The sequence below is a fragment of the Paraburkholderia sp. 40 genome (genome assembly GCF_050434105.1).
GTDB lineage: Bacteria > Pseudomonadota > Gammaproteobacteria > Burkholderiales > Burkholderiaceae > Paraburkholderia > Paraburkholderia tuberum.
Genome location: NZ_JBNPVY010000004.1, coordinates 1,033,365 through 1,046,522 on the forward strand (window position 1 = coordinate 1,033,365; position 13,158 = coordinate 1,046,522).

The window sequence follows — 13,158 nt, forward strand, 5'->3', positions numbered from 1 at the left end:
GCGGCGATTACAAAGTGATAACGGCAAAACGTGCAAAAGGTTGACAGCATTAGCAATTTTGCCGTCAGTTCACTTGCGCGTCGCGCGTCAAAAGCGCGCGATTGTAAGGCTTCCTCGCGTGATGCGAAGCATCGGGCCGGCGCAACCGCGGCATCAAGATCACGGCTGGGCGTGCCGTAATCAGGAGCGGAAGCACGATATCAGGAAGGGAAATGGCGATGGCAGCCCGGAATTGGCTGACGGCGGGCGTCTATCTGGTGGGACTGTGGAGCCGACTCGCTGAACGCGCTCCGCTTGACGGGGCCAGAAAGCACAATGCCCGCTACTCGAGCGGGCATTGACACGACAGTCGGGCTTGCAGGGCCCGCGCGGGAAACTCGCGCTTAGTTCGGGCGCCGGTACGCTTCGGCGATCACTGCGCAGTTTTGCAGATGCAGGTTCAGCGCATGCAGCGCCAGCGCGCGCAGCTTGCCGAAGAACGTGTTGGCAGCGGGGGTGGAACGGACGACATTCGATGCGGTGTTCATGGCGGCTCCTTATTAGGGGTTTATACCTAAGTAATAACCCGATTATAGCGACTTCGTGCCGCAGCGCAACAGAAACAATATTTTTTGGCGACTCGCGACGCCAACGTAGCGCACCGGATACCGAAAATTCGTAAAGGGGCCGCATCGAGCGTGCAGGTATTAACAACCCGCACCGTACAGGTGCAATAATGCCCCCTTTGCCTGCGACGCTTCGCCGCAGGCTCGCCGATATGACCGTCACCCAGACCCAAAAAGCTCTGATTGCGCCTCTTATCGTCGCGTGCGCGATGTTCATGGAAAGCGTCGACGCCAACGTGATCGTCACCGCGCTGCCGGCCATGGCACGCGATTTCGGGCGCGATCCGGTCACGCTGAAGATCGCAGTGACAAGCTACGTGCTCGGGCTCGGCGTGTTCATCCCGGTATGCGGCTGGCTCGCCGACAAGTTCGGCGCGCGCACGGTATTCCGCACCGCGATCGGCGTCTTCGTGACGGGTTCGCTGTTATGCGCCGCGTCGAACTCGCTTGCCACTTTCACGGTTGCGCGTTTCATCCAGGGCGTCGGCGGCGCGATGATGGTGCCCGTCGGACGGATCATCATCTTTCGCGTGGTGGAGAAAGCCGATTTCATCCGCGCGATGAATTACCTGAGCGTGCCCGCAATGCTCGGCCCCGCCGCCGGTCCGCTGCTCGGCGGCTTCATCACCACTTATCTGCACTGGCGGCTGATCTTCTTCATCAACGTGCCGATCGGCATTCTCGGCATCTATCTGACCAATCGCTATATCGCCAATACGCGCGAGCCCGACCCCGGCCCGCTCGACTGGATCGGCTTCCTGCTGTCGGCGGCGGGCGCGGTGCTGCTGTTGCTCGGCTTGTCGCTGGTCGGCGGCGAACTGATTTCGAATACGGACGCATTCGGTATGTGCGCGCTCGGCGCGGTGCTGCTCGCGATCTACGTCGCGTATGCGCAGCGCGTCGCACTGCCGCTTCTGGATTTGCGTTTTTTCAAGGTGCCGACTTTCCAGGCGAGCGTGCTCGGCGGCTCGCTATTTCGCATCGGTCTCGGCGCGTTGCCGTTCCTGCTGCCGCTGCTGCTGCAGGAAGGCCACGGCATGAGCGCGTTCCAATCGGGGCTGATCACCTGCGCGTCCGCGTTCGGCGGCATGTTCATGCGCACGATCGCCTCCACGGTGCTGCGCCGCTTCGGCTTTCGCCAGGTGCTCGTGTTCAACGCCGCGCTATCGGGCATTTCGATCGCCGCGTGCGGGCTGTTTTTCCCGCACACGCCGACGTGGATCATCTGGATCGTCGTGTTGCTCGGCGGCTTCTTCCCCGCGTTGCAGTTCACGAGCCTCAATTCGCTGACCTACGCGGAGATCGCGAGCCGCGACGTCGGCCGTGCGACGAGCCTCGGCAGCGTCGTGCAGCAGATGTCGCTCGGCCTCGGCGTGACGGTCGGCGGCATCGTGCTGCAGATTTCGCGCGCGCTGCATGGGCATCCGAGCATCACCTGGTCGGATTTCTGGCCCGCGTTTCTCGTGGTCGGGCTATGCTCGTTCGCGTCGATTCCGGTCACGCTGCGCCTGCCGCGCGGCGCGGGCGCGGAGATTTCGCGAGGCGGGCGCGGCTAAGCCGGCTGCCGTGTCCCCGCGCGAGCGCCCCGCTCTTCACGGGTTCGGGCGCTCACGCGCGCTTGCGAATCACGCTCACTTCGCCATTGCGTTCGAGAATCGCGGCGGCCACGTCGTCCATCGAGAGCGAGCCGGTTTTCTGCCGCACGCTTTCCTCGATGTCGGTGCGCGTGACGAGCGCCGCGTGCATTTCGTTCGCGTGGAACTTGCCGTCGCTGAACACCTCGCGCTCAGCGCCGCCCACCAGCAGCTCGAAGCGGCGCGAGCGTATGAACGCCCACGCGAGCACCCGGTGACACACGACGATCGCGAACGACGCGACCACGGTCGCGATAAACGGCGACGCACCGACGATCGCGCGGCTCAGCGTCGCGCCGAGCAGAATCACGACGACCGAATCGAACGGCGAGCGCTGCCCGAATGAACGGCGCCCCGATACACGGATCAGCGCGAGCGCGATCACGAATACGACGATCGAGCGCATACCCATCTGCAACGGATCGAGCTCCCTGCCTTGGCCGAATAGAACGAAAAACGCGTCCATCATGTTCGTCCTCCCCGCGGCGGATTGCCGTGCGAATGTTCTGGTGTCCGGATAGTTGCGAGTGAGACGAGCCCGCGACGCATCGCCGTCGCTCAGGCCAGCGCGCCATCCGTCGCCCATGAGATGAGCGTATCGCCGAAACCGCCGCGCACGCGGGCCACGGTGCGCGCGCTCGTGGTCACGCGCGGCGCGGCGCTCCACGCGATGCGCGCGCCAGTCGCGATCAGGCGATCGACGAGCGCGGCATCCTCGCTGCACTTGAGCGGCGGAAAGCCGCCCGCGCGCCGATAGGCGTCCGCGGAAACGCCGAGATTCGCGCCGTGCACATGACGATGTCCGTCGGCGTCGACATACGTCTTGCGAAAATATTCGCGCACGCTGTGCGGATGCGCGCTCCAGTCGTCGACGGCGATCGAGCCGCACACCGCATCGGCGCCGAGCGCCAGTTGCGCGGCCAGCCAACCGGGCGACACGCGGCTGTCGGCATCGGTAAACGCCAGCCAGCGCGCGCCGTGCGCGAGCAGCAGCGACGCGCCGAGCGCTCGCGCGATCCCGACGTTGCGCGCCTTCAGCGTCAGCGTCTGCACGCCGTAAGCGCGCGCGATCGCTCCGCTGAAATCGCTGCACGCGTCGAGCGCGACGACGATCCGCACCTCCTCGCCGGCGAGCGCTTCGTGTCGCGACGCTTCGAGCAAGGCCGCGAGGCACCGTGCGAGCAACGTCTCTTCGTTATGCGCCGGAACGATCACGCCGATCATAGAAGCCCCTCGCGCTGCGCGACCGAACGTGCGTCGCGCGACCACACGTCGATCAGCAAGTCGGCTTCGTCGTGATGCGCGAGACGCGCGAGACCGCAGCGCGCATCGAATAGCGCGTGCGCATGGTCGGCGGATTCGCGCGCTTCGGCGAACGGCCGGCGCCAATGACAGGCGAGCAGCGTGCCGTCCGGCGTCAGCGACCCGGCGATGCGCGCGGCCAGCGTTTCGAGCTCGGCCGCGTCGAGGTAGTACGCGAACTCGCTGATCACGATCAGATCGAACGGCCCGTGCTCCGTCGGCCAGTCGCGCGGCACCCTGCGCTGCTCGATCCGCACGTTCGATGCGCCCGCCACGCGTTCACACGCAAGCTCGACGGCGCGCGCGTGCAGATCGGCGGCGAGCAGCGCGTCGCAGCGCGTCGCGAGCCCGGCCGTCAACTCGCCGTTCGCGCAGCCCGGCTCGAACGCGTTGCGATAGCGCGCCCGCGGCAGCAGCGCGAGCGTCAGCGAACGCTTGCGGCGTTCGTACCAGCCTTCGCGCAAACGCCACGGATCGTCGCTGTGTCGGTAGAGTTCATCGAAGTACAGCACCGTCGAGCTCATCTCAGCGATCCTCCCAAGGCTGGGGAAAAAAAGTCATAGCGTCCACGGCGCGAGTGTTTGCGAAGACGCCTGATGCGATGCCGGCGCGTCAGTCGTGTCACCGGCCTCGACGAGCCGTTCGCCGAGCGCTGCGAGGTCGCGTTCCGCGTGGCTCTGCCGCAGAAACACCGGCAGGTCGGCAAGCGTCCGCGCGAAGCGCGCGTCGCGGCACAACGGGCCCGCGCCGAGCGCGCGTGTCGCGTGCTCGATCACGGCGCTCGCGGCCTGCTCGACGGCCAGACGCGCGCGCAACACGCGCGTCGCTGCATCGGCCGACGGCTGCGCGTCGATCCACGCGGCGGTTTCGCGCAGCAGCGCGGCGGCCGACTGCAAGGCGACATCGGTGGCACCGAGATGAGCCAGCCGATGCGCGTCCGCGTGCCGGGCGCACGCGTCGCGCAGCGTGCGCGCGATTTGCGCGGCCGCGCCGTACCAGCACGCGGCGATACCGGCGCCGCCATGCCAGAAGCCCGCGCGGCGCAGATACGCATGCGGCGCGCCGACGAGCGTCGCCACGGTTTCTTTGAACGTGACATCCGCGCTCGCGGTCGCCTGCATGCCGACGGCCTGCCACTTCGATGTATCGATCGAGATCGAGCTCCGGTCCAGCGCGAGCGCCGCGAGCACGGGCTCGTCGTCGCGCCATGCGGTCACGAGCGCATGGGTGAGCACCTGCGCACCGGAGCACCAGGCTTTGGTGCCGGACAGGCGCACCTGCGCGCCCTCGCCGGCAACGCTCTGGATTCCTTCGTCGATGGCGCGCACCCGCGCGTGCGGCGCCTCGGCGGCCCACACGCCCCAGCGGCTTGCCGCGGGCGGCAGCGGACCATTGAGTTCGGCGAGAATCGCAAGCGCATCGGTATGGCCTTCGAACAGTTTGACGAGGCCGAGGTCGCATGCGGCGACGGCGGCCAGCGCGCGCCAGCGCACCAGCGTCTCCCCATGCCCCGGCCATGGCAAGGTCGGCGCGCGATCGTAGCCGCGCTCGATCAGATCAGCGAGCAGTGCTCCGAGGGCAGCGGGATCGTTCACATCGAAACGCGCGTCGCGCAGAAAATCGTCGAGCGAGATAGCGGGCTTGCCGGGCTGCGGCGCGCGGGCGCTCGCGCGTAGTGCGCGGCCACCGTGTTGATTTGAGACCTGCCTTGACTGGGCCTTGAAGCTGGCCGCGTGGTCGCGCATGTCGAGCATCGTGCCTCCCTGCACCGGTTCGATCCACGACCCGCCGAGCGGCGGACCGGAACGTATGCATAGTGGCAGCAAACACCGTGCCCCGGCTGGCGAGACAGCCGCGCAGCGAAAAAGCGGCTACGTCCCGCCGCTTCCGCTCAGACGTCCATCCGCCTTCGCGAGCAACGCGTCGAGGACCGCCATCTCGACCGGCTTCACGAGGTGCGCATGGAAACCCGCGTTGCGAGTTCGATCGAGATCGCTCGCATGGCCGAAACCCGTCATCGCCGCGTACATCGTGCGCGACATCTCGGGCAGCGCGCGCATCGCCGCGAGCGTCGCATAGCCATCCATCTTCGGCATCGCGAGGTCGATCAGCGCGAGATGCGGCGAGAAGCGCGGCGCGAACTGCAGCGCCTGCTCGCCCTCGTAGGCGATACGCACCTCGTGGCCCTTCAGTTCGAGCAGCATCGCGAGGCTGTCGGCCGAATCGCGATTGTCGTCGACGAGGAGAATGCGCAGCGGCTGCACGTGGGGCTCGGCATCGATCGTGCCGCTCTCCGCGGTGTCGGACTGCGCGGAGGCGAGCGGCAGACTCAGCGTGAACGTGCTGCCGAGTCCCAGTCCTTCGCTGCTCCCGACGATGCTGCCACCATGCATTTCGACGAGCGACTTGCACAGCGTCAGGCCGATCCCAAGGCCGCCCTCGCCGAAACTTTGCCCTTCCTTCTCCTGCGCGAACAGTTCGAAGATCTTGTCGAGCGAGCGCACCGGAATGCCGCAGCCGGGGTCGCGCACTTCGAGCACCGCCATACGAAAGTCGACACGTCCCTGCATCTCGATCGCGCTGCCGTTCGGCGAAAACTTCGACGCGTTGTGCAGCAGGTTTTGCAGGACCTGCACGAGCCTCGTCATGTCGCCGCGAATCATCACGGGGGCGTCGGGTACATGCGCGACCACGCGCTGCTCGCGCGAGTCGGTGAACGGCCGCGCCGCTTCGATCGCGCGCGCGACGAGCTCGGCGAGATCGACGCGCGCAATACGCAGTTCGACCTTGTCGGACATGATGCGGCCGATATCGAGCAGATCGTCGACGAGTCGCGTCAGGTGCGTGACCTGGCGATCGATCAGATCGCGCGCCCGCGCGACCACCGGGCTCAGATCGGTTTCCATCTGCATCGTGCCGACCGCGTTGCGCACCGGCGCGAGCGGATTGCGCAGTTCGTGCGCGAGCGTCGCGAGAAATTCGCGCATGCGCTCCCCGGAGCGCTCCAGTTCCTCGCGCCGGCGCCGCTCGGTCAAATCGCGCGTGACCTTGGCGAAGCCGCGCAAGCGTCGCGATTCGTCATAGACGGCCGTGATGATCACGTTGGCCCAGAACGTCGAACCGTCCTTGCGCATGCGCCAGCCTTCGTCTTCGACGGCGCCGATCTGGCGCGCGATCGCCAGCTCGCGCGCGGGCTTGCCGGCCGCGGCCTCCTCGGGCACATAGAACTGCGAGAAGTGCCGGCCGACGATTTCGTCGTGCGTATAGCCCTTGATGCGCGCGGCGCCCGAATTCCAGCTGACGACGAAGCCTTGCGGATCGAGCATGAAGATCGCGTAGTCCTTCACGCTATCGACGAGCAGACGGAAGCGCTCCTCGCTCTGGCGCAGCGCTTCGAGGTATTCGCGCTGCGCGGTCAGGTCGCGCGTGATTTTCGCGAAGCCCGTGACCTCGCCCTTCTCGTTGCGTATCGCGGTGATCACGACGTTCGCCCAGAACATCGTGCCGTCCTTGCGCACGCGCCAGCCTTCATCTTCGAAACGGCCGGTCAGCGCCGCCTGTTCCAGCTCGTAGGTCGGCCAGCCGCGCGCAACGGCTTCCTCGGTATAGAAGCGCGAGAAATGCTGGCCGACGATCTCGCTCTGCGCATAGCCCTTCAACTTCTGCGCGCCGGCATTCCAGCTGACGATGTTGCCTTTCGCATCGAGCAGAAAGATCGCGTAGTCCGAAATCGCCTGCACGAGCGACAAATAATCGACGCCGACGGGCGCTGACGGCGCGGCCTTGGCCTGCACTCGAGCGCGCTCGGCGTGGTCGTGGGAAGTAGAAGCATCGAGCTGGGTCATGGCGGACACGTCATTGGAATTTTCGTTTTAAGCAAACCTCGCGCCTGGCCGGCGGCGAAGCCGTCGCGCAAGCGGTTGCGCGGTCCACGGAGGGGCCGGGATGCGTCGCCAAGGGCGCTCGCGCGCCGGCTGATAAGGCGCCAAGCTTATAACGGCGAGCCTCGCGATAGCTAGCGGGTCATGACGGAAAACGTCGCCGCGCCGCGGTTTTGGCTTTCCGTTTTGGCCTTCGTTGGCAAAAACAGGCGTGTCAATTGAAAAAGGTATTCACGACGCGGCGGGCTGCGCGATTGGCCACCATGAGGCTAGCAAGAAAGACAAGGCCGCGAGCGCCGCGGCCGCTGCGAGTCGACCCGCTGGAAAATACTGCCTGCCGCGAGGAACACGAGCAGATAACGGCGGCCCGACCGTCGCGTGATGCCAACGGCCGGCCCGGCTCGACATCGTTGAGAATCGGCACGCGTCGCGAATCGAAACTGCTGCTGCGCGGGCGCGCCCGTCAAGCCGCCGCGCCGATCTTTTCCGCGAGCTTCGCGTCGTAGCTCGAATGAACATGCACGCGTTTCTTGTCGGGATACGCGTAAGCGTACGCCTTGCGCAGCGCGAGCGACGCCTCGTGAAAGCCCGACAGGATCAGCTTCTGCTTGTTCGGATAGTTCGCGATGTCGCCGACGGCGAAAATGCCCGGCCGCGAGCTTTCGTAGTTCGAAGTATCAACGTCGACGCGCCCGCCATGAATCGTCAGTCCCCATTGCGCGATCGGTCCGAGATCGGCGACGAGTCCATACAGCGCGATCAGATGTTCGGCTTCGAGCTGTGTCTCGCCGTCGATCTGCCGCAGCGTGAGCGAACGCAGCGCGCCGTCTTTCACATCGAGCGCCGCGATCCCGCCGACGACGAAGTCCATTTCGCCAGCGTCGACCGCGCGCCGCATCAGCTCGACGCTCGAATCGGCCGCGCTGAAGCCGGCGCGCCGATGCACGAGGGTCACGCGCCGCGCGACCTTGCGTAGTGCCAGCGCCCAGTCGAGCGCCGAATCGCCACCGCCCGCGACGACCACGATTTTGTCGGCGAAATCGGCGAGGCGCGGCACGCTGTAGTGCACGTGGCGCTTTTCCAGCGACTCGGCCTCGGGGAGCGTGAGCTTTTGCGGGACGAACGCGCCGTTACCGGCGGCGAGCAGGATCGCCGCGACATCGAACACGAGGCCGCGCTGCGTGCGCACGGTCCAGCGTCCGTCGTCGCGCTGCTCGACCGTGTCGACGCGCTGTTCCAGATGAATCGGCACATCGAACGGCTTGCACTGCGCGACCAGTCGCTCGACCAGTTCGCGCGCGGTGCACGACGGAATCGCGGGGATATCGTAGATCGGCTTGTCGGGATACAGCTCGATGCATTGGCCGCCGACCCGTCCGAGTATGTCGACGATCTGACAGGTGAGGCCGATCACGCCGGCCTCGAATGCCGCGAACAGAGCCACGGGACCGGCGCCGACGATCAGGACATCGGTGCGGATCGGCGAGGTGGGCACAGCGGACGGATCGGTGGCAACGGTCATGGGGCAGGTCTCCGGATCACGGTGAAAGGCGCAATGGAAGCGTCGATGACCCACCATACCGAATCGGCCCGCACGCGGCAACGATGCCATCGTCGACGATAAGGGTGCTAGGCGTGCCCGTTCAACGCCCGAAAGTGGCTACCTGAAAATATCTGGAATCGGCCATTCTTATGATCCAAACGACGGACTAAGCTAACCCCAGTCCGATGCATCGCATCGTCAAACCCGCCCAGGAGCCCATCATGGAACAACGCCTCGACTTCTACAAAGCCAATCCCGCCGCGATCAAATCGCTGCTCGGCGTCGAAGAGCGCATCGGCAAATCGTCGCTCGAAAAATCGCTGACCGAACTGGTGCGGTTGCGCGCGTCGCAGATCAACGGCTGCGCGTATTGCGTCGATATGCATACGGCGGACGCGCGCAAGGGCGGCGAAACCGAGCGGCGTCTCGCGACCGTCGTCGTGTGGCGCGAAACGCCGTTCTTCACGGACCGCGAACGCGCGGCGCTCGAGTGGACCGAAGCGCTCACGCTGGTGTCGCACGATCATGTGCCCGACGCGGTATGGCAAGCGGTGCGGCCGCATTTCAGCGACGAGGAACTGGTCGACCTGACGCTGCTCGTCTCGGCGATCAATGCATGGAACCGCTTCGCGATCTCGTTCCGGAAGATGCCGGCCTGAGCGGCGGTATGACGGCAGCATGAGGCGACGCACTGCCCGCCTCACTCCCCGATCCACGACCCGCGCAGGTCGCTGTCATGCAGCAACTGCAGCAGCGTGCCCGCCGGGCGACTCAAGCGCTTCGCGGCCAGCGCGATGAATTCCACCGACGGCAGCGTCGGCAGTCCGGCCGCATTCAACGGCGGCGCGAGGCCGCGCGCGGCCAGATACTGCGGCCGCACGGTGATGCCGAGTCCGCCGCGCGCGGCCGCGATACAGCCGGAATGACTGCTGCTCGTGCAAACGATCTGCCAGCTCGCGCCGGCTTCGGCGAGCGCATCGAGCACGACCGCGCGCGTCACGCTCGGCTCGGCGACCAGAATCAGCGGCAGCGGCTGACTCAGATCGACGAGCGTGCCGGTCCGCGCGAGCCATTCGAGGCGCCCGGTGAAGAGCGGCACGCCGCGCCGGTCACCGAGCCGGCGCTTGCCGACCAGCAGATCGATCGCGCCCGCGTCGAGCAACTCGTAGAGCCTGCCCGTCATGCCGATCGTGATTTCCAGTTCGACGTCGGGATGTGCGTTGCGAAACGCCGCGAGCACGGTGGGGAGCGGGCCGAGCGCGATGTCGTCCGACGAGCCGAGCCGCACGCGCCCCTTCAGACGCGGCGCGCGAAACTGCGATTCCGCGCGCGACAGCGCCTGCAGGATCACGCTCGCATGCGCGAGCATCGCTTCGCCGTCGGGTGTCATCGCGAGCGAATGGGTGTCGCGCACGAACAGGCGCCGGCCCACGCTCTGTTCGAGGCGCCGGATATGTTCGCTGACGCTCGACTGCGTCAGGTCGAGCCGCCGCCCCGCTTCGGTGAAACTATGGCAAGCCGCGACGGTCGAGAAGGTCTTGAGCCAGACTGGATTGAGCATGCGTGATTGTGGCGCTGCTTATCGGCATTGTCGATAACAGTCAGCGAGCTTAGTGGGGTTCCCGATTGACGAGGATGTCAATAAGATGACGGAATTCCGCCTGGCCCCGCTCTGGCGGCGCTTTGCCGCCGCCGCGCCCGCTGTCGAAAACATGACCAAGGATTCCTCTCAAACCGCCCTACTATGGATCGTCGCCGCCGGCTTCTTCATGCAGTCGCTGGACACGACGATCGTCAACACCGCGCTGCCGTCGATCGCGAACAGCCTGCGCGTCGCGCCGCTCGCGATGCAACCGGTCGTCGTCGCCTACACGCTGACGATGGCGATGCTGACGCCCGCCTCCGGCTGGCTTGCCGACCGCTTCGGCACCCGCCGCGTCTATTTCGCCGCCATTCTCGTGTTCGTGCTCGGCTCGATCTGCTGCTCGAGCGCGCACACGCTCGGCCAGCTCGTGATGGCGCGCGTGCTGCAAGGCCTCGGCGGCTCGATGCTGCTGCCGATCGGACGCCTCGCGGTGCTGCGCAGCGTGTCGGGCGAGCAATACGTGTCGGCGCTCGCGTTCATATCGATCGCGGGGCAGCTCGGCCCGATCGCCGGGCCAACGCTCGGCGGCTGGTTCGTGCAGGCGATCACGTGGCACTGGATCTTTCTGATCAACGTGCCGATCGGCGCGCTCGGTCTGTACGCGGTGCACCGCTTTCTGCCGTCGCATGACGAGGCGCAGGCGCCGCCGTTCGATGTGATCGGCTGTGCCCTGCTGTCGTCGTGCATGATCGCGTTTTCGCTCGCGATCGACGCGCCGGTCTCCTCGCATCGAGCGGCGTGGTCGGCGGGGCTGTTCGCGTTGGCCGTCGCCAGCGCGCTCGCCTACATTCCGTACGCCAGAAACCGCCGCGATCCGCTGTTCAAGCTGTCGCTGTTCGGCGAGCCGAACTTCAGCGTCGGCCTGATCGGCAACCTCGTATGCCGGGTCGGTTCGAGCGCGGTGCCGTTCCTCGTGCCGCTGCTGCTGCAATTGCAGCTCGGCTACTCGCCGCTGCACTCGGGTCTGATGATGCTGCCCGCTGCACTCGCCGGCACGCTCGCGAAACGCTGGATCGCGCCGCTCGTGCGCCGCTACGGCTACGACACGTTCCTGCTCGTCAACACGATCATCGTCGGCTCGGCGATCGTCGCGTTCTCGCTGATTTCGCGCGGCACACCGCTCGTGATCGAAATCGCGATCCTCGCGGTGTTCGGCGCGGCCAACTCGATGCAGTTCGCGGCGATGAACAGTGTCACGCTGAAGGACCTGTCGCACGAAGACGCCGGCATGGGCAATAGCCTGTTCTCGATGGTGCAGATGCTTGCGATCGGGCTTGGCGTGTCGATCGGCGGCGGGCTCGTCAATCTGTTCGCGGCGCAATGGTCGGCGGCGCTCGGCTTCCGGCTCGCATTCGTGTGCGTCGGCGCGATCACGCTCGTGTCCGCGTGGATCTTCCGCCACCTCGACGACCCATCGGGCACGCGCGTGATTCGCGGCCAGGCTGCGCCGAGCGCGGGGCGTTGAGACGCGACGCGTTTCAGCGCGTGCCAGCGCATGCATTCGAAAGGTCTTCGCGTTAGCATGTCGGGCATCCATGGCTACCAGGCAGGGAGCCCCGATGCCATTCGATGAGCGCGTGCTGAACGGCATGGGCGTCCTGACTGCGATCGTCGATTGCGGCAGTTTCGCGGCCGCCGGTGAAGCGCTCGACATGTCGCAATCGGGCGTAAGCCGCTCGGTCGCCCGGCTCGAAGCACGCCTTGGCATTCGTCTGTTCGACCGCACCACGCGCTCGGTCACGCTGACCGACGAAGGCCGGCGTTTCTACGAGCAGATCGTGCCGCTGCTCGGCGGACTCGAGGAAGCGGCCGCCTCCGCCGCGCAGGGCGCGACCGCGGTGCGGGGGCGTCTGCGCGTCAACATGGACCCGTTCTTTTCGCGGCTCGTGCTCGGGCCGCGCCTCGGCGGCTTCATCGACAAACATCCGGACCTGCAGCTCGAACTCGTCACGCGCGACCAGTTGGCGACATGGTCGGGGACGGCTTCGATGTCGCGATCCGCTTCGGCGACCCGCCGGTGTCGACGCTCGTCGCCCGCAAGCTGCTCGATACGCGCATCCTGACCGTCGCGGCGCCGTCGTATCTGAAGAAGCATGGCAAGCCGGCGAATCCGGGCGAGCTCGAAGACGGCCGGCATATCTGCATCAAGTTTCGCGATCCGCTCACCGGTTATCCGTTCAGCTGGGAATTCCATCGCGGCCGCAAGCAGCTCGCGCTGACGCCGCAGGGGCGGCTGACCGTCAACGACGTCGGCACGCTGCATAGCGTATGCGTCGCGGGCCAGGGCATCGCGCAGATTCTCGCGCTCGGCGCGGAGTCGCTGCTTGCGAGCGGCAAGCTGATCGAGCTCTTTCCGGATTGGGGCGACGAGGTGTACCCGCTGTATGCGCTGTATCCGTCACGGCACCATCCGCCGGCCAAGGTGCGCGTGTTTCTCGACTTCATCATGTCGCTGACGGGCGGCAGGCCGCGCCACGCGGTTGCCTGAGCGCGGAACGTCTGTTTGCTCCCGCCCGGGTCCGCGTCTTGCTGCCGGAGGCTTGTCTTC

At 66.3% G+C, this 13,158-nt stretch carries 11 protein-coding genes and 1 pseudogene; 4 read left to right on the forward strand and 8 right to left on the reverse strand.

Annotated elements, in window-relative coordinates; translation table 11 throughout:
• Positions 1 to 383 precede the first annotated feature (383 nt).
• Positions 384 to 527, reverse strand: a complete 144-nt coding sequence (locus OKW28_RS26400) for a hypothetical protein (RefSeq protein ID WP_018417771.1) — start codon at positions 525 to 527, stop codon at positions 384 to 386.
• A gap of 230 nt (positions 528 to 757) precedes the next feature.
• Between OKW28_RS26400 and OKW28_RS26405 the strand changes: the two genes are divergently transcribed.
• Positions 758 to 2,161 carry an MFS transporter gene (locus OKW28_RS26405; RefSeq protein ID WP_429450135.1) on the forward strand — a complete coding sequence of 468 codons (1,404 nt, stop codon included), beginning with the start codon at positions 758 to 760 and terminating at the stop codon, positions 2,159 to 2,161.
• A 52-nt stretch (positions 2,162 to 2,213) separates the two neighbouring features.
• On the opposite strand, the gene OKW28_RS26410 is transcribed toward OKW28_RS26405, so the two are convergent.
• The 6 genes from OKW28_RS26410 to OKW28_RS26435 form a co-directional block, all read right to left on the reverse strand.
• Positions 2,214 to 2,708: a DUF421 domain-containing protein gene (locus tag OKW28_RS26410; protein ID WP_429450137.1), complete on the reverse strand. Its 495-nt coding sequence runs from the start codon at positions 2,706 to 2,708 to the stop codon at positions 2,214 to 2,216.
• A gap of 89 nt (positions 2,709 to 2,797) precedes the next feature.
• Positions 2,798 to 3,463 carry a glycosyltransferase gene (locus tag OKW28_RS26415; RefSeq protein WP_429293145.1) on the reverse strand — a complete coding sequence of 222 codons (666 nt, stop codon included), beginning with the start codon at positions 3,461 to 3,463 and terminating at the stop codon, positions 2,798 to 2,800.
• Positions 3,460 to 4,065 carry an SAM-dependent methyltransferase gene (locus OKW28_RS26420; RefSeq protein ID WP_429450138.1) on the reverse strand — a complete coding sequence of 202 codons (606 nt, stop codon included), beginning with the start codon at positions 4,063 to 4,065 and terminating at the stop codon, positions 3,460 to 3,462. Before OKW28_RS26420 ends, OKW28_RS26415 begins: the two co-directional genes overlap by 4 nt.
• Positions 4,066 to 4,098: 33 nt before the next feature.
• Positions 4,099 to 5,295 carry an acyl-CoA dehydrogenase gene (locus OKW28_RS26425; RefSeq protein WP_429450140.1) on the reverse strand — a complete coding sequence of 399 codons (1,197 nt, stop codon included), beginning with the start codon at positions 5,293 to 5,295 and terminating at the stop codon, positions 4,099 to 4,101.
• Between the two features lie 117 nt (positions 5,296 to 5,412).
• On the reverse strand, positions 5,413 to 7,386 hold the full coding sequence (locus OKW28_RS26430; protein WP_429450142.1) for a hybrid sensor histidine kinase/response regulator: 1,974 nt from the start codon (positions 7,384 to 7,386) through the stop codon (positions 5,413 to 5,415).
• A 499-nt stretch (positions 7,387 to 7,885) separates the two neighbouring features.
• The gene (locus OKW28_RS26435) at positions 7,886 to 8,944 is read right to left on the reverse strand and encodes an NAD(P)/FAD-dependent oxidoreductase (protein WP_429450143.1); all 1,059 of its coding nucleotides are present in this window, start codon (positions 8,942 to 8,944) and stop codon (positions 7,886 to 7,888) included.
• A 242-nt stretch (positions 8,945 to 9,186) separates the two neighbouring features.
• Here OKW28_RS26435 and OKW28_RS26440 point away from each other — a divergent pair, with 242 nt between their 5' ends.
• Positions 9,187 to 9,624 (forward strand): carboxymuconolactone decarboxylase family protein, encoded by a 438-nt coding sequence (locus OKW28_RS26440; RefSeq protein WP_184022732.1) that lies wholly within the window; start codon positions 9,187 to 9,189, stop codon positions 9,622 to 9,624.
• Between the two features lie 41 nt (positions 9,625 to 9,665).
• On the opposite strand, the gene OKW28_RS26445 is transcribed toward OKW28_RS26440, so the two are convergent.
• Complete coding sequence (locus OKW28_RS26445; protein ID WP_429450144.1) at positions 9,666 to 10,526, reverse strand: LysR family transcriptional regulator; 861 nt, start codon at positions 10,524 to 10,526, stop codon at positions 9,666 to 9,668.
• A gap of 151 nt (positions 10,527 to 10,677) precedes the next feature.
• On the opposite strand from OKW28_RS26445, the gene OKW28_RS26450 reads away from it, so the two are divergent.
• A complete protein-coding gene (locus tag OKW28_RS26450; RefSeq protein ID WP_429454463.1) occupies positions 10,678 to 12,075 on the forward strand; it encodes a DHA2 family efflux MFS transporter permease subunit in 1,398 nt (465 codons plus the stop codon).
• Positions 12,076 to 12,169: 94 nt separating this feature from the next.
• Positions 12,170 to 13,098: pseudogene (locus OKW28_RS26455) on the forward strand (LysR family transcriptional regulator).
• The last annotated feature ends 60 nt before the right edge of the window (positions 13,099 to 13,158 follow it).